The sequence below is a fragment of the Okeania sp. SIO2C2 genome (genome assembly GCF_010692625.1).
GTDB lineage: Bacteria > Cyanobacteriota > Cyanobacteriia > Cyanobacteriales > Microcoleaceae > Okeania > Okeania hirsuta.
The window spans coordinates 198,101-222,084 of record NZ_JAAHGM010000004.1 but is presented as its reverse complement, the minus strand read 5'-3'; the positions used below and the strand labels follow the sequence as shown (position 1 = coordinate 222,084).

Below are 23,984 nucleotides of genomic sequence, written 5' to 3'. Positions count from 1 at the left end.
AGTAATGATTAATATTCGGTTTTTTTGAGTCACACTCCAAACCGCTCAACTAAACTTACTAAAAAGTCTGAAAGTATAGTCATTCGTAGTGGGTCAAGCACTACAGGGTTAAACGGCAAACCCTTTATTCCCTGGTCAAAAACATCGGGAATTACTTTTCTAATTATATTAAATGCTCCATTCACATCAGCATTTAATAACTTTTTCTCTCCTGTTTTATACAATCCTCTTGCTATTCTTTTTCCTTTAAATATCGGTTTTGACTCACCATATTTTGGTAATTCATCTTGCTCTAAAGAACTTGATTGTGATCTATAGAATTCTTCGGTAATTATTACTTTTATCCCTTTTAAATGAGCTTTATATCTTAACATTTCTATTAATCTATAATCAGGTATGTTAACAAACTGTTGATTGTTCTTTTTCCCGAGATTAATAGATTGTTTCCACTTTTCATTCTGTCCAATTATTAAGGTTCCTATTTGGTGTACCTCACACCAATCTATTACTCTTTTACTAGCTGTATGTAGATAATTTTCTACTCTACAGTTTCGTTTATGAGTTAGAGCGTTTAACCGATTAGATGAGTTTTGATGATTTTTGGTTTTCAGTTGGGATTGTATCAGGGATAGTTTTTTATTATCAAGGGTGTTAATCGCTTTTAATGGTCTGCCATTTATCAATAGATGTGCTACACCTGTTTGATTTGTAGTTACAGCCATTAAGTTATTCACTCCTAAGTCTATTCCTGCTACCTGTTGATTATCTGTTGTTTTCTCCGATTTTTCAGAGAGTATTTCAATCATATAACAGCTGCTTTTTTGTACTATTCTCATTTCTATAATTGACTTTTGTGATCTGGGAATTTTTAACTCACTCATGGATAAGTGACATCTTCCTTTTTTGAGTTTTTTTTTGTCAATTGATTCGTGAGAATAGACTAAAATATTTCGACCTTTTGTTTTGTTTTTATATTTAGTGATTTTTGGTCTGACTAAAAATTTATGGGGCTGTTTTTGCCATGCTTTTAAAGCGGCAAAATAACTACTCCAAGCTGAGTCTAATCTTCTGATTATTTGCTTACTAACTTTAGTTGGCAAAGCTTGATAATCGTAACTCTTAGATACTAGATGATACAGTTGATTAAAGCTTAGTTTCTGTTTGTTTTCAAAGAAATATTGGCGATCATGGTAATTGGCTAAATTGAACAGATTTTTTGACAAAAAAGCCTTCTGGTCACAAGCTGACCACAAATAATGTGATTTGGTGATAACATGACGTTCAACTAGCTTCATACCTTAATTGTAGGTAATAACGACTCAATGGATAGACAACTGAACAAACTTACTCACTTTAGTTTTATAGCTATAGTTATGAGGAAGTTTGATTAACTTTAGAGAAGTTTTCGCTTTCTGTATTTACCCCATTTTTGGCAGTATAATTTTTACAAGTTAGTTAGTAAATTGGGCGTTGCATAAATGCGGGATGATTTTAATAGTTTTGTGTTTGGGGGCATCTTGCCCGTTCCTTATATTTTCACCCCAGGCAGGATGTCCACCCCACTTATATTCACCCTGCCCCTCAGTAATGCCGTAAATTGCAGTAGGTGTCAGGTTATGAGAAGAAATATCATCTAATTAACCCACCACCTACCACCTAAAACCTACTACCTAATTTACTTACTGCTGGTTTTCCTCATTAGACAACGACTCATATACTGGACGAGAAGGCGCTCGCTTTCCTGGTATATCTGCCATCAAATCAACTTCCACATCCTGAGTCGTACCATCATCCATAGTTTCTACCTTGTGAGCTGCAATATCTAAACATAGAGACTGTAACTCTCGCATTAATACCTTGAAAGATTCAGGAGTACCAGGTCGTGGAATTGCTTTTCCTTTAACAATTGCATTCAACGCCTCATTCCGACCCTGCATATCATCGGATTTCACAGTCAGCAACTCTTGCAAAGTATAAGCAGCACCAAAAGCTTCCAAGGCCCATACTTCCATTTCTCCAAAACGCTGACCACCTTGTTGTGCCTTACCACCCAAAGGTTGCTGAGTCACCAGAGAATAAGGTCCTGTAGAACGAGCATGAATCTTATCATCAACTAAGTGAACCAGTTTCAACATATAAGCAATTCCCACAGTTACTGGACGGTCAAACTTTTCTCCAGTGCGTCCATCATAAACAGGAATTTTCCCGGCATAATTTTCATTAAATACCCAATCTTTACCAGAACGTTCCCTGGCCAATTGCAACATTCGATGTACTGTTTCCCTTGATTTTTCACGACCGTGCATCTCATCAAAAGGTACACACTTAAATCGCACATTCAAAACCTCACCTGCCCATCCTAGCAAGCACTCAAAAATCTGCCCCACATTCATCCTCGAAGGTACACCCAAAGGATTTAACACTACATCTAATGGAGTACCATCGGGCAAATAAGGCATATCTTCGATAGGTAAAATTCGTGAAACAATACCCTTGTTTCCATGTCGCCCCGCTACTTTATCTCCTACCTGAATCTTCCGCTTTTGAGCCACATAAACCCTGACCACCATATTTGCTCCAGGAGGCAATTCATCTCCTTTTTCCCTCGTAAATACTCGCACATCAACAATGCGACCTTTTTCACCATTGGGTACTCGGAGAGAATTATCTCGTACATCCCGTGCTTTTTCTCCAAAAATTGCCCGCAACAACTTTTCTTCAGGTGGTTGGTCAGACTCTCCCTTGGGCGTAACTTTACCGACAAGAATATCCCCAGATTCTACCCAGGCACCAACTCGAATAATTCCTTGTTCATCTAAGTTTCGCAGACCATCTTCCCCTACATTAGGAATTTCCCTAGTAATTTCTTCAGGTCCTAATTTTGTCTGTCGGGCCTCAATCTCAAACTTTTCAATATGAATAGATGTATAAACATCGTCATATACTAAACGTTGACTAATCAGAATTGCATCTTCGTAGTTATAACCTTCCCAAGGCATATAAGCCACCAAAATATTCTGCCCTAAAGCCAACTCAGCACCTTCAGTGGAGGAACCATCAGCTAATACTTGACCAGCTACTACTTGGTCTCCCTCATATACCAAAGGTCTTTGATTTAAGCAAGTATCTTGGTTAGACCTCTGATATTTACATAACGGGTAATCTATTTCATTACCTTCTGGATCGACCACAGATATTTTAGTTGAGTCTATAAAACTAACTTCTCCATCTGTGCGGGTAACAACTACCATACCAGAGTCCCTGGCAGCTTGAGCTTCTAAACCTGTTCCAACTAAAGGTCTTTCTGGACGCAACAATGGAACTGCTTGTCGTTGCATATTGGAACCCATCAATGCCCGGTTAGCATCATCATGTTCCAAAAATGGAATTAATGACGTAGCAACTGAAACTACTTGCACTGGGGAAACTGCTACATAGTCTACTTGTTGGGGAGTAGTAGTAGTAAAGTCTTGTCGATAACGTACTGGTACAACTTCCCCCAAAATATTACCTTCTGCATCGGTCATAATGTCCCCTGGTGCTACCCGGGAATCATCTTCTGCGTCTGCTGTCATGTATATTGGTTTGCCCTCGCGCAACACTCGACCATTTTCTACAGGATAATATGGTGTTTCGATGAATCCGTAGCCATTGACTTTAGCATGGTTTGCTAAGGAACCAATTAAACCAGCATTTGGGCCTTCTGGTGTCTCAATCGGACAAATTCGCCCGTAATGGGAAGGATGGATATCTCGTACAGCAAATCCTGCTCTTTCTCTAGTTAGTCCTCCTGGTCCTAAAGCTGATATTCGTCGTTTGTGAGTCAGCTCTGCCAATGGGTTTGTTTGGTCCATAAATTGGGACAACTGAGAGGAGCCGAAGAATTCTTTGATAGCTGCTACTAATGGTTTCGGGTTAACCAGTGATGCTGGTGTTAATGAGTCCGCCTCGGATACGGTCATCCGTTCTCGAATAATTCGCTCTAAACGGTTTAAACCTACTCTTACTTGGTTTTGTAGGAGTTCTCCTACACTTCTCACCCGTCGGTTTCCTAAATGGTCAATATCATCTGTTTGACCAATGTCATATTCTAAATTAATTAGATAGTCAACTACGGCTAATATGTCTTCTTTGGTTAATACTCGTACTGTGTCTGGTAAGTTTAGCCTTAGCTTTTTATTGAGCTTATATCTTCCTACTTTTCCTAAGTCATACCTTTTTTGGTCAAAGAATCGACTGTGGAGTAGTTGTTCCCCACCTGCAATAGTTGGTGGCTCCCCAGGGCGTAATTTCCGATACAGTTCTAATAGTGCCTCTTCTTCTCCAAATTGTCCTTCTTTTTCGATTGTTTTTTGGAAATAATCAGGATGTCTCAAAGAGTCAAAAATTTCACTGTCCCCTAATCCTAAAGCTTTGAGTAATACTTGAGCTGAAAGTTTGCGGGTTTTATCTATTCTGACCCAAACTAAGTCATTCTTATCTGTTTCAAACTTCAGCCATGCACCTCGGTTAGGAATTAAACTGGCATTATATGTGCGTCGTCCACTTTTATCTGTTTCTGATTTGTAATAAACTCCAGGAGAACGAACTATTTGATTAACGATTACCCTTTCAGCTCCATTGATAATAAATGTCCCTCTGTCTGTCATTAGGGGGAGATCGCCAATAAATACTTCTTGTTCTTTTATTTCTCCAGTTTCTTTGTTTATTAAGCGGGTAGGAACATACATTTGCACTGCGTAGGTGCTGTCTCTACGTTTTGCTTCTTCTACAACATATTTGGGTTGTTTGAGTTTGTAGTTTTTGGCAATAAAGTGAAGTTCTAGTTTTCCTGTATAATCTGTAATTGGAGAATAGCTTTCTAGTTCTTCTATTAGGCCATACTCTAGAAACCATCGAAAGCTTGCCCTCTGAATTTCAATCAGATCGGGCATATTGAAAATTGGCAGGTTGCTTTGGGTGTTGATATTTAATTTTTGATGAATCATTCTTGAGTATCCTGGTTGTTTATTTATAGTTTTTTATGGGTGATTTTATCTCCCACATATTTTATTTAAAACTTGAAGATGTAATACACTTGTAAATTAGTTTGTTTAATATTTTTACAATTTATCTACATAAGCAAAGTAAAGCTTCTGTACTAAGTTATTTATTTCATAAGTAAATTTCATAATTTTTATTTAGTTTTATTTTAATTTTTTGCTGTTAAGTTTACTCACTAACTACTATTTTTGAATCAAACAACAAAACTGTAGCTAATATCATTATTTATAATTTGGTTAGGATTATGAAGTTTTGCCTAAGTAGTATAGTTGTACATTTAGAGCAGAAAGCCTAATACAAAAAGTTAGTTTTTAGTAATTAGGGCTTGCTAATTAAATCTAAAAGTATTTACAGATAAAGGTTGTAGCCTTTTTGGGACTGCAAAAAAGTGCCTGGTTCTCAGCTCTTCACGCTCAAAAAGTTAGTATTTTAGGCGCATAGTTGGGCAGAAAAATCTTGGGACAAAACTTAGCTCCTATCTCCTCTAAATTCCTTTTTCTCCCCTCCTGGGAGGGGCGAGGGGTTGGTTGCCTCCTGCCTCCTACCCCTACCAAAAGACTTTCCATACGCAAACCCTAATTAGTCATTAAAGTTTCAATGGAAGCAAGTTAAACGATAAATTTCTTGAAGATATCATAATTATTTGGTGCAGTTGCCAGAGAATTATACTTTAATAACAATAACTTTTTTTTCAGAGCGTTTCCCAACTCAATATATGCTGTTTATGTGCCATATATTCCAATTTACTTTCAAACCTACTCTCAGGATTACTTTTGGCCATTAGATATCAAGCTATGTAATTTACTTGTTTGGCTTTTAATAATGAAATCTAAATCTAATAGCCTTGAGATACTTTGGGTATCATATAGATAATCCAAATAGCCTGCAAGCATTTTCGCTAGTTTGTAATGCTAAACTTTCTAGCGTCACACCTCTAAGTTCAGCTACTTTTTCAGCAACGTATTTAACATAAGCAGGTTCGTTTCGTTTGCCCCGCTTTGGAACTGGTGCTAGGAATGGACAATCAGTTTCTACTAACAGTCGATCGTCATCTACTACTTTAGCTGATTCTTGAATTTGAGTAGCCTTTTTAAAGGTGACAGTTCCACTAAAGCTAATATAAAATCCTAAGTCTATAAATATTTTAGTTTCTTCTGGATTGCCTCCCCAACAATGCATTACTCCTCTGACAAGTCCTTGATTTTTTTGGAAATCATCAATAATCTCGGCCATTGAGTGAGCAGCATCACGACAATGGATAATTAACGGTTTGTTGAGTTTTTTGGCGATGGTTAACTGTTGTCTAAAAACAAATTCTTGTTGTTCTTTATTATCTGCTTTGTAAAAATCTAACCCTGTTTCACCGATGGCCACTACCTGAGGTTCGGATGCAGCTAACTCTTCAATTTGAGTAGCCGTCGTAGATGTCCACTTATGAGCATCTAAAGGGTGTAGGCCAACTGCATAAGACAGTTCTGGAAAACGATCTGCTATTGATTTAATAGCATTGAATTCCTGTGGTTCAACACAAGAGTGGACAAGGTGGACAACTCCTGCTTGTTGCCAACGTTGGCGTATGTCTTCCAGGTCAGAATTGAATACGTCAAAGTTAATATGAACGTGAGTATCAATTAGCTGCATTTGTGGCTCTCCAGGTCTTCCAGTTATCATTTATCAGTACCTTCTGCAATCAGGAGGCTTGACATTATAAATATTCTCTTAGTCAGTTTGTAGTGCTATATTGTCAGTTGATATAGGTATATTGGCCACAAAAATATACAAAGTTGTTAATGGATCGCTTTAACTATTTTAAACTTTTTTTACTCAAGACAGCTATTGAAGAAAAAATGAAGTCGGGTAATTAATTTAAGTTCTTACTAAGAGAGCAACTATACCGACTTGTGACATACTCCCACACTAACCATTCGGTATAGTGTGGGCTTTTCACTTCGCAGTCCTGCCATTGCATCGGACTCCATGAGCTTTAAGGACGGGATGCCCCGCCGCCCTTTTTGCAGAGCGAAAAACTACGCACCTAGCTCCGCAATCAGACTAAGTAATCCAATCTTTTTTAAGAAGCTACAGAATCATTAGTTTCTGAAGACTCTGGCTGTTTACTGTCAATCTGTAGGTGTCTTTTATAATATCTAACTAACCTGGACTTTTTGCGAGAACCATTATTTTTGTGTAAAACACCACATTTTACAGCTTTATCAATTTTACTGTAAGCTTTTGACATTCGCAGATTAACTTCTTGCTTTAATTCCTCTGTAGGATTAGCAGCGTAGTTTTCAACAGCAGTGAAGTATTTTTTCATCAGGGTTCTCACTGCTGATTTGTAGCTTTTGTTGCGTAAACGATTGCGTTCAGCAATCTGGATTCGCTTGATAGCAGACTTAATATTGGCCATAATTTAACTTTTCTTTAAGATCCAGACATTGTAGAAATTTCTCTCATCCCGACAGTTCCCTTGAGAGACACTGCGGAATTCCTAAGACTCACGACTTAGGTTTCTGCTTCCTCTTGACAGAGGAGCTGCGCTAACATAGAACTTGCCTCCGAGGCTTTTCCCTCTTTCCGGCCTTACGGCCACTCCACAGGCTTACACTGCTAGCCCAGCAGCCAAAATATATAAAAATATAAACTACCAGATATATAAATGTAGCATTAATTCTCAAAAAATACTAATACTTTTTGTTAAAAAAATATTGCAATTCAAGGCTTGGTATAGCAGTAGAGGCCAAGGTTAGGACAGATCAAACGCTTAAAATTAATACAGGGCCAGATTTTTCCTTCTTCCTTCTTCCTTCTTCTTTCTTCCTTCTTCCTTCTGCTATTTTAACTTTTGCTAAAGTTAAGCTTTTGGAGGTATTGACAGATGATGCAGAAAACTGAGTACAGTATTAAAGATGCCAGTGTTGTTACTTCACGCTATAACAAAGAGTAATGGGTGATTCGGAAACTTACGAGAATGGTTTTACTTTTATCCCTCAATTAAATTAGGGTAAAGCTAAGAGACAATTGGCGACCAATAAGAATTTTTCTTTCTTGATTGTCAAGTGTTGAGCATTCTGCATAGTTTTAATGTTGCTCCAACTCTCTGAGTTCTGAAAGTACCCTCTACTAACGAACTTTATTAGTTGGCATTCCTAATCTCCATGCTGCGAATAATTACTAACTGGCTTGAGGCACAAGCTGAATTAAAACGTATCACAGAACGTACCCATGATGATACGGCTATTGATAAAGAAACAACGGTGCGAGAAATCTTGCGCTCCGTTAAAGAAAAAGGTGATGAGGCTCTATTACACTATACTTCTGAGTTTGACCATATTACCTTGACTCCAGAAGAGTTAAAAGTAACTGGTTCAGAGTTAGATGCTGCCTATCAACAAGTAAATAAGGACTTATTAAATTCTATTCGTTTTGCTGCTAAACAGATAGAAGCTTTTCACCGACAGCGAGTTCCTAAATCTTGGGTTCAGTTCGGTGATGATGAGGTGGTTTTGGGCAAACGCTACACACCAGTAGATCGAGCTGGTTTATATGTTCCTGGGGGTAAAGCTGCTTATCCGAGTACAGTTCTGATGAATGCTATACCTGCTCAAGTGGCCAAAGTCCCGAAGATTGTGATGGTAACACCACCAGCTCAAGGTAAGAAAATTAATCCTGCTGTACTCGTAGCTGCTCAAGAAGCAGGTATTCAAGAAATTTATCGGATCGGAGGAGCACAAGCAATAGCAGCTCTAGCTTATGGTACAAAAACTATACCAAAAGTGGATGTCATCTCTGGGCCAGGTAATATCTATGTAACTTTGGCAAAGAAGATTGTTTATGGTACGGTAGGTATTGATTCTCTGGCTGGACCTTCAGAGGTGATGATTATTGCAGATTCTGAAGCTAACCCAGTTCATTTAGCAGCGGATATGTTGGCTCAAGCAGAACATGATTCATTGGCTTCAGCTATCTTGTTAACTACAGATTCAGCAATAGCACGTCAGGTGGTAACAGAGGTAGAGCGACAACTTCAGGATCATCCACGTCGCACAATGACAGAAAAGGCGATCGCCCATTACGGTTTAGTTGTTGTTGTTGAGTCTCTCAAAGCTGCTGCTGAACTTTCTAATCTATTTGCTCCAGAACATTTAGAGTTGGAAGTTTCAGATCCTTGGGGTTTAATGGAAAGTATTCGTCACGCTGGTGCTATTTTCCTTGGTTATTCGACTCCAGAAGCTGTGGGGGATTATTTGGCGGGGCCAAATCATACTTTGCCGACTTCTGGTGCTGCTCGTTATGCTTCAGCATTGGGAGTAGAAACATTTATGAAGCATTCTAGTTTGGTTCAATATTCTTCTGCTGCTTTGGATAAAGTGGCTACAACTATTGATATATTGGCCACTGCTGAAGGGTTGCCTTCTCATGCTAACTCGGTAAGAGTTAGGACAAAAACTCAGGAGCAGGATCGGCAAGAATGGGTGAAAAAAGAAAAAATTAATCAGGAAAATGATGGTAAAAATTTATAACTAATGTAGGATAACTCCCGTTAGAATCTTTAGATAGCGGGAGAACATACCAGTAGATATGGAAAAAAATCAATTGTGAAGTTTGTCACCCACATTCGGCACTTCAATTTGTGACATAAAAATTAGTATAAAATCTATAGGCTACTTAAGTATTTATACTATATAAATTATCTTCATTTACCTCGATCAGGAGTCAAATTTTCAGTTAAATATTAACCATAAATACTTACTGAATCGTTGATTTTTATTGACCACTATAATTTTCTTCTGACTTTTAATTTTTGACTTATGACTTTTAATTTTTGACTTTTGACTTTTTAAGCGCGGTTTGTATAAAACTTAAGAAGGGAAAATGGATAAATGCTGACTGTAATCGTGCTGCAAATATTGGAATCAAAAGCAACTTGAATGGGTTGACCCCGGACAGAGTAGAGGCATCTTTGGTGCCATTAAGGGTAAAATTTGACCTGGATTTATCCCGGTAAATTTGTTACCCTTAATAATCTATGCGGATTTATCCCGTGGTGTGTCAATTACTATTGCTATACAGGACTACCTATTTATTATCTGTACTAATACTCTTGTCTATGGCCTTCAAAACAATTATTGTAGCTCTCAGCAATTCAAACTCAGATCTAGATTTAGTAATTCAAGCATTGGCAGAATTTCACTTAACATCAGAAACGAGAGTGATTTTATCTCATGTGGTTGCTGCGGAAAAATCAGATTTGGATCGGAAAGCGGATCAACCTCAAGCTGAAGGGAAAAATATTTCTGTCGGGGAATTTGAAAAGCAGCTCAAAGTTTACCGAGAAAAACTTCCTTGTACTACTGAGGTAGAGGTTACGACCGGAGATCCAACTGAAGAAATTGTTCGCTTATCTAATATTTATAATGCAGATTTAATTGTAATTGGTAGTCGGGGATTAAAAGGTATAAATCGGATTTTGCAGGGGTCTATTAGTAGTCAGGTTGTTGCTGAAGCAAATTGCTCTGTGTTTGTAGTTAAGCAGAAATAGCTAATATAATTTTTGTTATAGCGTTTTTATCTGGGATGTGGAAACCAAGTGGTATGAAAAGGGAATAGGTATGGAGGAAATAGGGAAGATTCATTAATGGATAATGGATAATGGATAATTTATAATTACCTCTGGTTAAAATTGAGAGGATTGAATATAAGGAAATATTATTTCTTTTTTTTCCTTCAAAGGGGAGGATTTAAACCAGAATTATTTGATTATTAATTATTCGGTAAAGGAGGAAAAACAGCATTGATATAGTAGCAAACACTAGGATATCAGATACTATAAACAATAATTTTTTTATAAAAAAACTAAATCTATATTTACAATTAAAAAAGTATAAAAATAGAAGTATTCAGAACGTAAATTACTCTAAAAATAGAAAAAAATAGGTAATCAAAAGCAATAATAAATTTAATTGCAGTATTTGTTTATGTATAGGAAATATGATTAACTTATGGGTTAATTGTTAACCACCGAAAATTAGAAATTAAATACCATAATCTTATTTTTTCTTTGTTAAATCAATCATAACTTGACATTGAGACAAGTTTTAATATCTATCTTGAAAATACTCATACCAAATTAATATAAAGTTGCATAGAACAATATTTTAATCAGGCGTTGCCTGTACATTAAAGAAATACTTGTTAATAAATTTGATAATTATGTGCCACCGCGCCACCCAATACCTACCACCTAACAGCTAATTCTATACAGCCTCACATAAAATTTGTATCAGAAAGTAATTAAAAATACAAAATTGTCTCTAACTCAGAGAATTGGGATATATGGGATTTGACAAATACGAGCATAAGTACGAAAATAAGTCCTAAAATTTCCTATCTATATTCTCAAGCTATATAAAATCAGGTGAAACAAGAGGCATGAAAACTTTTTTTAAGCAGTCTATAGCTGCACTGACAACTTTAGGAGTATTAACTTTCTTTTCTCTTCGTCCAGTACCAGTTAGGGCAAATTTCTTTGACCAAAAAGAAGTCGAGCAGTCTAGATACATTGCAATTGCAGTTCCTCGTGCTTTTGGGCCACAGTTGCTAATTTTAGAACAAAAAACCAATGCCAGACAATGTTGGGATGAAAGTGGCGATCGCCCGGTCTTGGTCGATCCTCTATTACTAAATTTTGACTTTACGGGTATTTGTGGACGTGCAACTGACAGTAATGGTTATTCTATCCGAATCGGAGGTACCGATCTTGCTCTTGAATATGCTCTGTCTTTACAAATGAGTGGGGGGGATATACGACTGATGGGTATTTCTCGTTATGATTCTAATGCACCACGACTACTGATCGGCAGAACTTATGGTTTAGCTGACGGATTTACTAAAATTATTCTTGAACCTGGTTGGCGGTTTGCGAAAAGAAGTTATCAGGGTAAAGAGTTAGGTCATATATATGTTACTGCTGATTGGATGCCAACAGAGTTAGAAACTAATAATAACAACTAGATAGGATTTGCTGCAAAAGTCTTTTTGTAGGAGTCAGACCTCAGAAGTGAGAACTCAGGAGCAGTCAGTAGGAATAATTGTCTGATATTTGTCTGTTTAGGTTTGCTGCAAATGTGAGTATTTTCAGCTTTTCGGAGCGAAAAACTTGCATTTTTTTTCGTAAAAAAGGCTAAAGCATTTACAAATAAAGGCTTTTAGAGTTAATCAGCAAGTCCTAGATATATCAAATAAATTTAAAAAGGTAGCCATTAAAAATGACTACCTTTTAATAATCCTCAACACCACTTAAAATGAATTTAAAAAGTAATTGACACAACAGTTGTGCCTTAACGTAAATAGAGTTTTTGAGAAAGAGCATCGACGACTGACCGTGTTTCGTCTCGATGCTCTTGCTGATTCGCTCCTCACACGGTAGACATTCTAACTTACTAAGCTAGTTTTGTCACTATATTTCAGTAATTTTTTTTGACAAATCTTGAAAGCACTATCTATCAAGAGCTTCACCTTTGAGATAACCAATCTAAAATCAAAGAATTAACTATTGTTGGCCTTTCATCGTGGGGACAATGACCTGTGTTGGGTATGGGAACAAATTGGATAGATGCACCTTTCTCTGCTAAGTCTTGATAAATTTTCCCACCAGAAATTGGTGTCCAAGGGTCGTTTTCTCCCCAAATTACTAACAATGGTGCTGGAATTTTTGGTAATAATTCTGAGGGATGGGGTCCAGCAGGTGCAGTGAGAATTGAAGCAAAGACTTTCTGCGCTCCAGGGTCGCAGGAAGGACGATGAAGTAGTTCGATTAACTCATCTGTAATGGCTTCTTGATTACGATAAACTTGTTTGAGGGTGCCACGAATACGATATTTTTTACGGACTTGATTGAAAATAAATGGTCCTAGAGCTGGGGAATTAACTAATTTGCTGAACATTCCCATTATGAATCTTAGAGGAGGATTTAGTTCTTGAGGTCGATGGTTTAAGCCTCCTGCACAGTTAATGAGAATTCCACCTGTACAGATTTCTGGGTAGTCTGCTAGTATCATTAGGCTAAGTAGTCCACCAATGGAGTTGCCTATAAAGACGGTGGGTTTTTGAATATGTTGGTTCCAGAAGTCGTATAATAGTTCTTGCCAAAGTTCTAATGAGTAATCTATGGGTGGCTTAGAAGATGCACCAAATCCTAGTAAGTCGAGGGCAAATACTTGATGGCCTCCAGCGGCGAGGGTAGGGATATTGTTACGCCAATGACCTATGGATGCACCAAAACCATGAATTAATACTAGGGGTTGTCCAGTTCCCATGACTGTATATTGGATTTGGTGGTTTTTCCAAGTCCAAGTATGCAGGTCTAGTTGATTTGGTGGTGTTGCTATAACGGGGTTCATTTTATAAAGTTTTGTAAACTTACATATTTATCATAATAGAAATGTTGGCAAAATTTAGGTCTATATTTTCATTAGTAGGGGAGTGGGGGAGTAGGGGAGTGGGGGAGAAGCAAACATCAGAATAATTAACATTAACTTGGCTAAAATTAGCAAAGAAATTTATTCTGCTCTTTTTAATTACTTAATAACTGAAGTGTTACCTAAGTTAAGTATTAATACATGGGAATTGATATAGGATTATTGCATAAGCGATCGCTAAAGTAGCTTGCGAATAAAAATCCTAATTAACCGTTAAGTTGATTGATAAATTCTTGGTGTTCGGAACTAGATAATTCCTGCTGAAGTAGATTTAATACTTGAGGAAAATTTCTGTCTATTCAGGGTTTAACGGCAAACTATAATTTCTGTAAATTTTGACTTTTTATCCCTGGGTTTTTATTGATGGCAATAGAAATATATTCACTTTAACTAAAAGTGCTAATTAATTGTGAAGTTGATTGATAAATTCTTGGTGTTCGGAACTATAGCAATCAGGAATAAGTTGTGAGAATTGAGATGTTCCTTAAAAGTATAGAATATAGCAATTATTATATTCATATGATACGTTTTTTTCTTCTTCTCTGTTCCCTGTTCCCTGTTCCCTGTTCCCTGTTCCCTAAAAGTTTTCAAGATCTCACAACTCAAATCATGTTGATTGATAAATTCTTGGTGTTCGGAACTATAGCAATCAGGAATAAGTTGTGAGAATTGAGATGTTCCTTAAAAGTATAGAATATAGCAATTATTATATTCATATGATACGTTTTTTTCTTCTTCTCTGTTCCCTGTTCCCTGTTCCCTGTTCCCTGTTCCCTTGATACGTTTTTTTCTTATTCTCTGTTCCCTGTTCCCTGTTCCCTGTTCCCTAAAAGTTTTCAAGATCTCACAACTCAAATCATATTGCTATAGATAATTCCTGCTGAAGTAGATTGAATACTTCAGGCAAATTTCTGTATATTCAGGGTTTAACGGCAAACTATAATCCAGGAAAAATTCTACTTTTTATCACTCCGTTTTATCTATAGCAACAGAAAGATACTCACTCTAACTAAAAATCCTAATTAATTGTGAAGTTGAAAGTCTCCAATATCTCACAACTCAAATCATATTGCTATAGATAATTTCTGCTGAAGTAGATTGAATACTTCAGGCAAATTTCTGTCTATTCAGGGTTTAACGGCAAACTATAATTTAGGGAAATTTTGACCTTTAAACCCTGGGTTTTTATTGATGGCAATATTAAAGATACTCACTCTAACTAAAAATGCTAATTCACTGTGAAGTTGACTAATAAATGATTGGTGTTCAGAACTAGATAATCCTTGTTGAAGTACATTTAAAACTTCAGCTAAATTTCCTTCTATTAAGGATTTAACTGCTAACCATAATTCAGGAAAAACTTGACTTTTTATAACTCCATTTTCATCTATTGTCGCAGAAATATATTCACCTTCAGACAACCAAAAATAACTGAATTATTGTTCATAAACTCGCCAAACTAAATATTCTTTGACTCCATTACGTTGATAGACTTTTAATTTATCATGCAAATCATAAGCAGCACTACTAGCAGCAACTTCAACAATTAATTCTGGTACTCCTTCTATATAATCATCCTCACTAATTGTTGTTTGTCCTCCCAAACTTGGTTCAATAAATAATATGGCATCTGGTTGAGGTTCATTATTTTTATCTAAACGAGAGTAGTATTATCGACACTCCTAACTCCAGGAGTAGCAGCAGTATACACTTCTAACCAAGTATTAATCTGAAGATGAGGTTATCCATGGGCAGAAAATCTTAATGGTGAAGTCATATAAACAATTCCTTCAATAAGTTCAGCTTTTTTATGTTTTGTCATGGAAAAGCAGCGCTTTTCAAACTCATTTCTAGTTAAGCGATCGCCATTTTCTCAAGGTATTATTTTGATTTTAATCATAGTCTTATTATATTATTGTTGTTTTTCACTAAGTATAGACTACATAACTTCTAGATGCTTTGATTGGAGAAAAAATATCTGTATTCTCCCTAGATGAAAACAGTTATAAAATTCAATATTTCATAATTATTATGACCAAGGATAAAAATATGGGCATACAAAAAAAGATTAAAAAGCGTTTCGGTACAGAAATGCTGTTTGCGGAGCATTCCGGTACGGAAAATGCTGATAGCTAGTTAAACAAACTATCTACAAATTGTTAAGTATTCACAATATTTAGACACCTGATTGTGTGATTTTTTGCTGCCCTACTTAACTTAAATATTAGCCATTCTTGCCTCAACCATCATTCGCACTACATCTGGCATTTTATACTGTGCTTTCCATGCTAATTTTTCTTTAGCTTTAATTGGATTTGCTCTACCTACGGAAATATCAGTAGGGCGATATAAACTTCGATCTACCTCTACATAATTTTGCCAATTTAATCCTACAGCAGCAAAAGCTTCTATTACAAAATCTTGCAAAGGATAACTTTCTCCAGTAGCAATTACATAATCATCTGGTTCTTGCTGTTGCAACATCAAATACATTGCTTCTACATATTCGGGTGCCCAACCCCAATCTCTCTGCACTGAAATATTTCCTAAATGTAATTTTTCATTACTACCATTAGCAATTTTACAAACAACTGAAATAATTTTTTGAGTTACAAAACGTTGAGGTCTGAGGGGAGATTCGTGATTAAATAATATGCCAGAACAAGCAAATAAATTGTAAGCTTCTCGATAATTTGCCACTTCCCAAAAGGCTGTAGATTTAGCAACAGCATAGGGACTTCTTGGGCGAAAAGGAGTGATTTCTGTAGCAGGTTGACCGCCTGTATCGCCAAAACATTCGCTGGAGCTAGCATTATATAATTTAATTTTTGCTCCGGTAAATCTAATTGCTTCTAATAAATTTAATGTGCCAGTAGCGATACTTTCTAATGTTTCTACAGGTTGTTGAAAAGATAGACCTACTGAACTTTGACCTGCTAGATTATAAACTTCATCTGGTTGATATTTGGTTAATATTTGTAAGACACTTCTAAAGTCAGTTAAAGACATAGAGTCTAATTTTATTTTGTCACGAATATCTAAACGATATAAGTTGTTAAAAGTAGACATTTGGGCATCTCGGGAAGTGCCACAAACATTATAACCTTTTTCTAGTAATAGTTTGGCTAAGTAGGAACCGTCTTGACCTGAAATTCCGGAAATTAATGCTGTTTTCATAATTTTTAAGGAAGGAGAAAAAGAGATAAATATTTAGGACTTGCTGAATAAGTCTGAAATTTTAATTAATCAAAGTTTTAAGGGTTATTGAGATATTCATATAGTGCAATAAAAACAAATAAGTCGAACTGTATGTCAAAAATCAGACATTTTTTTGAACTGAAACAGTGAAAATTTTTCTACTGTTAAACTTAAATAAACTATTGGCTTTCCTCACCTACTTTTTTTCACCATACCCTATATTAGAAGGCTGACTTTATTGCCTTTTCCAGGTAATAAGTCAGGAGTAAGAATTAATAAGAATGTTTTTTGACTTTTCCTGACTCTATCCTTACCTAATTGGGTTAAATATCTCATTATTCTATAATACCATTTTGAAAAAAAGAATGCTTAACTTAGACGACACTTCAATTATTAAGTAATTAACACGCTAACTGAATAACTTTTTTGATAATTAGCAGGCCATTTATTGTTAATTATTCTGATGTTTACTTCTCCCCTACTTTTGTACGGTCAAATGGCTATTCGGCCATACTCCCGCCCAATGCAAAAATGTAGCAAACATTTATCGCGCTTGCTATAACTTCTGACTCCTGTATTCTGACTTCTTTTTCACAGATATCTTTTGATTAAAAACAAAAGGTTATTGCCTAAATGTAATCTCTATATAGAAGCCTTATTAAGGTTATATAAAACATATTTTGGAGTTAGGTTAAAATGGTTATTTTTCAGACTTTACGATCTATTTTAGTTTTCTTGCACATCATTTAGAATTGCTATAGATTTATACAATCTAGCCTTTCTCAAGTTACTGAGGTACAGTTGTTTTTCTTCTTTTCTATTCCCTATTCCCTACTCCCACGCAGCAAAATAATTTTTGACCTCACGCCTCTTAGGAATTGCTATATATCAATCTGGAATTGTTTCTGCTAGAATTTTTGCTAGATTTTTGAGATGTTCTGCATAGTTTTTTTGATTTTGATTAGGTGATATTTTTGCCTGATTTTCTAGTTTTAGTTTGGTTTTTTCTAGTTCGGTTTGAGTTTCTTGAAGTTGAGATTTACAGGTATTCAATTCTTCTTGATACTTGAAATATTTAGATTGAGATTGTTCTAATTCTACCTGTACTTCATCGAGTTGGAATTGGGTAATTTCTAATTCTTCTCGCACATCATATAGTTCTGAAGAAGATTTATCTAACTCTCCTTGAATTTGTTGTAGTTGTGCTTCGGCATTTTTGGCAGTTCCTTGATTTTGCTGAAGTTGAGACTGAGCAGATACTAATTGTGCGGAAAATTCGTCTCGCTGAGATTTAGTATTTTCTAATTCTGTTTGAATTTGCTGTAGTTGTGCTTCGGAATTTTTGGTTTTTTCTTGGTTTTGCTGAAGTTGAGACTGATATTTTTCTAATTCTTCTAATATTTGGTCTCTTTGAGATTGGATATTTTCTAATTCTTCACGATTTTGTTGAAGTTGAGATTGGGTAGATATTAATTTCTGAGAAAGTTCATCTTTCTGAGGCTGAATATTTGCTAACTCGACTTGATTTTCCTGAAATTTCACCTCCAATGAAACACTATTCCCTATTTCTGAAATATCCACATCTCGAAAAACTGGCGTACTATTCCAAGGTTCAAAAGGTATAAGTTTTGCAGTGGAAAAATGAGGTCGAAAGAAATATTTTCCGACTTCATTTAATAGACAAGCAGCAAAAGCAAAGGGAGTGTTAGAAATAGCAACAAAATCACACTTACTCAATAAGAAAAAATTCAGATATTCTTGATTAACTTCTATCCCCAAGTCTTGAGCGGTTACAGGATGATATTCAGCAAAATAAGCCAGAGGTAATTCCTCTATATTATCGCTGGCAATAAATAAAACTGGTTCCTCTAAAGTTTCCCATAAACCATCTAACCAAATTTTATACCACTCACTCGGAGCAACAGCAAAATTACTATTTTCCTCTGAATGTGATTGTAAATGTAAACCAATGATAGTTTTGCCACGAGAGTGTAATTTTTCCCAAGCAAGTTTTACTTTTTTCTCTATCTCTAGTGCAGGTTGAAACAAAGAACAAAAATATTCTTTAAAGGGTGCATAATAGCGAGTGTTATATAGAAATTCTCCATGAATATCTACATTTTTCAAAATTTCTGTATTACCGAGGATAAATTCATTATCATTCTCCCAAACTTCAGGTAAATCTTCAGAAATCTCTCGGTCTTTATGCCCAAATAATTCTTGCCCTATCCATTTTGGAGTCTCTACTGATAAGCCATTTTCTTGAGCATATATTTTCAATAAACCATACTGGAAAATTTGATTACCCAATCCACCATTTTTGCCAAGAGTAGACATACTAATTACTTGTTTTTTCACATAAAAAGCATCTCCCCAAGAAGGATGAAAAGGCGTGGCAACTGCTATTTTGCCAAAACCATTCTGTGCTAAAAAGTCATCAATTTTTTCTGCCAAAGCACAACCTTCATAGAGTTCTTCATAATTGATTTTTGTGTAAACTGCATCTATATATTTAAGTAGATTAGTTGCGCCTTGTAATGCCAAAAGTTCTGCCCCTTGAATATCTAGATTGAGAATATTAAAATCTGCTGGTGTTAGTCCTAATTCTGATAGCAAAGTATCAAGAGTTTTTGACTCAACAGTTAGTTGATGTGTTTCTTTAATATTTGGATAAATATTTCGATAAAATTTCAAAGGCAAAATGGAACTACTCTGTCCCATGGAGTTAACATATAATTTTACTTTTCCATTTTGATTACTAATAGCATAGTTAACAGCTTGCACATCAATAGATACTTCGGCAATATTTGTTTTTAGCCTTTCAAATACTGTGGGGTTAGCTTCAATGAAAAGAATTTTTGAAATATTTAACCCTTGATAAGTTTTAATATCTTTACCCTCATAAGCACCTACATGAATAATGCCTATAGGAAAAATTTGGTTTTGAAAGCAAAGGTTCTTTAAATCTAATTTCATGACTACTAATACTTAGATAATTTCAGTTCAGAAAAAAATAAATAGGTCGCTATACCACTAATAAAATCAATCTTTAACCAAGAAGAGAACTATTTCTTAGCTAAAGCAGTAGAGCAGAGGTAAAATTCAGCCAATTTTTTGAGTTTATATTCTCTAGATATAGCGTTTTCATTTGAAATGTAATATTAAATCTGGTGGTATTGGTATAACTAGATAGTTAATTAGGAATCAGGAGTCAGGAGGAAAAAGAATTTAGAAATATTTTTGCTCTACCTGAAGATGAAACATTTTTTTATACCGAATTAACGGGATGTGATGTAAAACAATAATTGGTTATTTACTAACATTAAAAAGTCCAGAATACCTTCTTACTTATTGCCTCTTACCTTTGACTTTTTGCCTAAAAGCGACCATGTTTTTTACGCAACTCAAATGAAATTAGTATATATCTAAATCTCGATCAAATTACTACCAAAAGTCTTAACTAGATATGTTATCCAAAATATATTGCCAAGCATTCAGCAGTCAACTATCAGCTTTATAGAGTTGAAAATGTAGTAGAAGTTAAACTAATGTTTGCTTCATTCATTAAAAAGCTGTTTGCGTAGCATTCCGTAGGATGAACTGACCACTAATAGCTGTTTGCGCAGCATTCCACAGGAAATGCTTACATATATTATTAACTAGGTATCTCACAAAAACCAACATAGTACAAAAGATTGTCCGAGATTTGTTTGATAAATAATCTTTGAATTTGCAACATACTTTAGCTTAATATAGTCAAGTATGAAAAAATCTATACTTAACTGTGAATGTAGTAGAAAAGCACCAAAAAGCCAGAGAATATTTGGCCCAAGGTAAAATGGATAGAGCGATCGCTCTGTGTCATCAAATTATAGAAGTAAAACCAGACTTTATTTCAGCTTATCAGACTGTGGGAAATGCTTTAGAAATTCAAGGTAATTTAAAAGCTGCAATTAATTGGTATTTTAAGGCATTAAAAATTCAGCCAAACTTAGCTGAATTATACAAAATGATTGGTAATTTATACTCTCGCCAAAAGCAGTGGGATGAGGCGATCGTCAGTTACCAAAAAGCTATAAAATTACAACCAAATTTAACAGAAGTGTATGAAAATTTAGGGGATATTTTTCGGCAGCGTTATCGGGCAAATTTAAAAGCAGCATTGAGTCATTATCGTCAAGCAATAGATTACGATCCTCAGAATGAAAGCAACTACCATAAAATCTTAGAAACTCAACCCTATCATCCAGAAATATGTCGTCGTTTAGCTAATATCTTATTTAGAAAAAATAAATTAAGCTCTGCAATTATTTTTTATCAAATTGCCCTAATAACTGAACCAGAAAATCCCGAAATTCATTTTAATTTAGGTAAAATCTTGACAGAGCAAGGCGATATTCAGCAAGCAATTTATGAATATCAACTTGCCTTAGAAATAGAGAAAAATAATCCAGAGATTTATCTAAATTTAGGAATAGTTTTGGCAAAAAAAGAAAGATGGTCAGAAGCGATCGCCTCTTACCGTCGTACTATTGAAATTAATCCCAAGTCAGATTTAGCTTACAACTATTTAGGAGAAGCTTTAACAAAAGTAGGGGAATTAGAAGAAGCGATCGATATTTTTGAACAAGCAATAAATCTCAATCCCACCTCACCTTTATTTCATAAAAATTTAGGAGATGCTTTAGCAAAACAGGGAAAAATAGATGAAGCAAGCGTAGCTTATAGTCGTTTTATTGAATGCTGAAGAAGGAAGAGGGAAGAGGGAAGAAGGAAGAGGGAAGAGGGAAAAATATTGCTTTTTCTGAATTTTAAGCTGAAGAAGTAAGAAGAAACACAGAAGAAGGAAGAGGGAAGAAGGAAGAGGGAAAATATTGCTTTTTCTGAATTTTAAGCTGAAGAAGTAAGAAGAAACACAGAAGAAGGAAGAGGGAAAAATATTGCTTTTTCTGAATTTTAAGCTGAAGAAGTAAGAAGAAACACAGAAGAAGGAAGAGGGAAGAAGGAAAAGGGAAAAATATTGCTTTTTCTGAATTTTAAGCTGAAGAAGTAAGAGGAAAGAAGGAAGAGGGAAAAATATTGCTTTTTCTGAATTTTAAGCTGAAGAAGTAAGAAGAAACACAGAAGAAGGAAGAGGGAAGAAGGAAGAGGGAAAATATTGCTTTTTCTGAATTTTAAGCTGAAGAAGTAAGAAGAAACACAGAAGAAGGAAGAGGGAAGAAGGAAAAGGGAAAAATACTGCTTTTTCTGAATTTTAAGCTTTTGATATGTCCTAATACCATGGGTGAAAAAAGAATATTACGAATAATAAGCATGATTAAAAGACAGGTGCAGAAGATGTCCCTTGAACTAAAAAGATAAATTATGGCCTAATAAATGGCATTAAAACTATTCATTCTGACTCCTGACTCCTGACTCCTAAGAAATAACCTTTCCTTCGACAATACTTAACTTAAATAGCACTTCAATATATTAAGTAATTGACACAAATATAATCACCTTTTTGATAATTAGCACCCTAGAAGCGTAATTATTATTATATTTACTACTCCCTGTACGGACGTTGCATGCAACGTCCCTACCCACTCCCCTGCTCCCCCACTCCCCCGCTCTGCTATTTCCTATTTTCTTGATAATATTTTTGTGCAGTTTGTATCCAAGCTTTAATCTGAGATTCTAGCCATTTTTTTTCATCATTTAACTGATTAATTTTCATTTCTAAAACCGAATTTTTATTCTCAAGATTTTTAACCCAGTCCCTATATTCATCCACTTCAAACTTTAGGCGAGAATTTACTTGTAAAATTTTTTGTATTCTAGTGCCTAACTCTTGCACATAAATACTTAATTTTACTGACTTACCCCGCCAATTTTCCAGCAACTCGGATAACTTGAATGCTTCATCAAAATTTCCCTTTTCCAGATAATTATAAATTCGATAAAAACTCACCCATTTAACAGTTCGAGATAACACTTCACTTTCCCAATCATTTAACTCTGGGTCTGAGAAATTTAAACTATCAATTAAATCACTACAAATTTGTAAATGTTCTTTTACCTGATAAAAATCATCAAAACTATGAGTTTTATTTCCTTCATGCCATCGATAATATCCCAATATTTCTTTGACAAAATATAAGTCAGCAACCAAACCAATTCTCAACCATAATTCTAAATCCGCAGCATAAGCATAATTCTCATTAAATTTCCCGCCTACTTTCTCTAAAACTTGTCTTCTCATTAATACAAACGGGCAACAAATAGGATTAGCTTCTCCCAAAATATTCCTCGCCCATTCCTTGCCATTTACTAACTTATCCTCAGGATAATTTGCCCAATTCCAATTGAGATGATTATTATTAGCGTCAACCACCATAACAGATGAAGTAACTAAACCTATATTTTGGTATTTATCCAAAATTTTTACCTTTTGCTCTAAATTTTTTGGCAACATCACATCATCCTGAGCAAAGATAGTAATATACTCACCATTAGCACTTTCTAAACACTGATTCCAATTAGTAAACAGTCCTAAATTTTTTGAATTTCTCAAGTATCTAATTCTGTTATCTTTCTGCAGATAATTTTTAATAATTTCTGGAGTATTATCGTTGGAACAATCATCAGAAATAATTAACTCAAAATCTGTAAATGTCTGTTGAAGGACACTATCTATTGCTTGAGTTAGAAATTCTCCAGAGTTATAAGTAGGTAAACAAACGGTAACTTGAGGACAATGATTGATGAGCATTTAATCTAATATTAATTTTGAAGTAATACTAAGTTTGGTTGATAAAAGATATTTATAATTTTTTGATGTTCTTTATTTCTTAGTGTCAATTCAGTTATCAATTATCAGTACCTCGGGCAATAGGGAGGCGATAAAATGCAAAATTTTCTTTTTTATCTCCTTAAAGGGGGAGGTTTTATACCTGATTTTTTTGTCCAAGATGGCTCTTTGAAACTGTATTCACGATCGTACTGTATTATACCAATTTGATTAAAGAAATTATAAATAATAAAAGTGATTGAACAACCTAATTTTGATATCTGTTAAACTCAAAATAAAGCTTGATATTTGTCACTAATAAATTCAAATAGTTACTAATAGATAAAAAACCGATAAGAAACATTTAAAATTATTTTTATGAGGCCGTGAATTCTTAGACCAAGCGTAATAAATATTTGCTATAAATAACTAGGTTATTTCTTAGGAGTCAGGAGGACTGAGTCAGGAGTAAAAATAAATAGCTTTGATACCAT

Annotated in this window: 14 protein-coding genes and 1 pseudogene; 5 read left to right on the top strand and 10 right to left on the bottom strand. The window is 35.1% G+C overall.

The window, feature by feature from the left end:
• Nucleotides 1-29 precede the first annotated feature (29 nt).
• The 5 genes from F6K18_RS04535 to rpsT form a co-directional block, all read right to left on the bottom strand.
• Complete coding sequence (locus tag F6K18_RS04535; RefSeq protein ID WP_287519050.1) at nt 30-1,295, bottom strand: transposase; 1,266 nt, start codon at nt 1,293-1,295, stop codon at nt 30-32.
• Nucleotides 1,296-1,679: 384 nt separating this feature from the next.
• Nucleotides 1,680-4,988: a DNA-directed RNA polymerase subunit beta gene (gene rpoB / locus F6K18_RS04530; RefSeq protein ID WP_287519048.1), complete on the bottom strand. Its 3,309-nt coding sequence runs from the start codon at nt 4,986-4,988 to the stop codon at nt 1,680-1,682.
• 468 nt (nt 4,989-5,456) lie between these two features.
• Nucleotides 5,457-5,609, bottom strand: a complete 153-nt coding sequence (locus F6K18_RS04525; RefSeq protein ID WP_287519046.1) for a hypothetical protein — start codon at nt 5,607-5,609, stop codon at nt 5,457-5,459.
• A gap of 295 nt (nt 5,610-5,904) precedes the next feature.
• Nucleotides 5,905-6,684 (bottom strand): TatD family hydrolase, encoded by a 780-nt coding sequence (locus F6K18_RS04520; RefSeq protein WP_287519115.1) that lies wholly within the window; start codon nt 6,682-6,684, stop codon nt 5,905-5,907.
• Nucleotides 6,685-7,114: 430 nt separating this feature from the next.
• The gene (gene rpsT / locus F6K18_RS04515; RefSeq protein WP_287519045.1) at nt 7,115-7,453 is read right to left on the bottom strand and encodes a 30S ribosomal protein S20; all 339 of its coding nucleotides are present in this window, start codon (nt 7,451-7,453) and stop codon (nt 7,115-7,117) included.
• Nucleotides 7,454-7,737: 284 nt separating this feature from the next.
• Between rpsT and F6K18_RS04510 the strand changes: the two genes are divergently transcribed.
• The 4 genes from F6K18_RS04510 to F6K18_RS04495 all read left to right on the top strand — a co-directional run bounded on the left by F6K18_RS04510 (nt 7,738) and on the right by F6K18_RS04495 (nt 12,057).
• Complete coding sequence (locus tag F6K18_RS04510) at nt 7,738-7,938, top strand: hypothetical protein (protein ID WP_287519044.1); 201 nt, start codon at nt 7,738-7,740, stop codon at nt 7,936-7,938.
• A gap of 263 nt (nt 7,939-8,201) precedes the next feature.
• Nucleotides 8,202-9,566 (top strand): histidinol dehydrogenase, encoded by a 1,365-nt coding sequence (gene hisD / locus F6K18_RS04505; RefSeq protein WP_287519113.1) that lies wholly within the window; start codon nt 8,202-8,204, stop codon nt 9,564-9,566.
• A gap of 587 nt (nt 9,567-10,153) precedes the next feature.
• Entirely contained in the window at nt 10,154-10,585 is a 432-nt protein-coding gene (locus F6K18_RS04500; RefSeq protein WP_287519042.1) for a universal stress protein, read from the top strand.
• Between the two features lie 890 nt (nt 10,586-11,475).
• The gene (locus F6K18_RS04495; protein ID WP_287519040.1) at nt 11,476-12,057 is read left to right on the top strand and encodes a DUF3747 domain-containing protein; all 582 of its coding nucleotides are present in this window, start codon (nt 11,476-11,478) and stop codon (nt 12,055-12,057) included.
• A gap of 500 nt (nt 12,058-12,557) precedes the next feature.
• On the opposite strand, the gene F6K18_RS04490 is transcribed toward F6K18_RS04495, so the two are convergent.
• The 4 genes and pseudogenes from F6K18_RS04490 to F6K18_RS04475 all read right to left on the bottom strand — a co-directional run bounded on the left by F6K18_RS04490 (nt 12,558) and on the right by F6K18_RS04475 (nt 19,697).
• Nucleotides 12,558-13,445, bottom strand: coding sequence for an alpha/beta fold hydrolase (locus F6K18_RS04490; protein ID WP_287519039.1), 888 nt, complete (start codon nt 13,443-13,445; stop codon nt 12,558-12,560).
• Between the two features lie 1,319 nt (nt 13,446-14,764).
• A pseudogene (locus F6K18_RS04485) lies at nt 14,765-15,396 on the bottom strand (Uma2 family endonuclease); the annotation flags it as partial.
• Between the two features lie 344 nt (nt 15,397-15,740).
• Nucleotides 15,741-16,700: a GDP-mannose 4,6-dehydratase gene (locus tag F6K18_RS04480; RefSeq protein WP_287519037.1), complete on the bottom strand. Its 960-nt coding sequence runs from the start codon at nt 16,698-16,700 to the stop codon at nt 15,741-15,743.
• A 909-nt stretch (nt 16,701-17,609) separates the two neighbouring features.
• Complete coding sequence (locus tag F6K18_RS04475; protein WP_287519035.1) at nt 17,610-19,697, bottom strand: FkbM family methyltransferase; 2,088 nt, start codon at nt 19,695-19,697, stop codon at nt 17,610-17,612.
• An 808-nt stretch (nt 19,698-20,505) separates the two neighbouring features.
• Here F6K18_RS04475 and F6K18_RS04470 point away from each other — a divergent pair.
• The gene (locus F6K18_RS04470) at nt 20,506-21,468 is read left to right on the top strand and encodes a tetratricopeptide repeat protein (protein ID WP_287519032.1); all 963 of its coding nucleotides are present in this window, start codon (nt 20,506-20,508) and stop codon (nt 21,466-21,468) included.
• Between the two features lie 867 nt (nt 21,469-22,335).
• Here F6K18_RS04470 and F6K18_RS04465 read toward each other — a convergent pair.
• The gene (locus tag F6K18_RS04465) at nt 22,336-23,472 is read right to left on the bottom strand and encodes a glycosyltransferase (protein WP_287519030.1); all 1,137 of its coding nucleotides are present in this window, start codon (nt 23,470-23,472) and stop codon (nt 22,336-22,338) included.
• Nucleotides 23,473-23,984 lie beyond the last annotated feature (512 nt).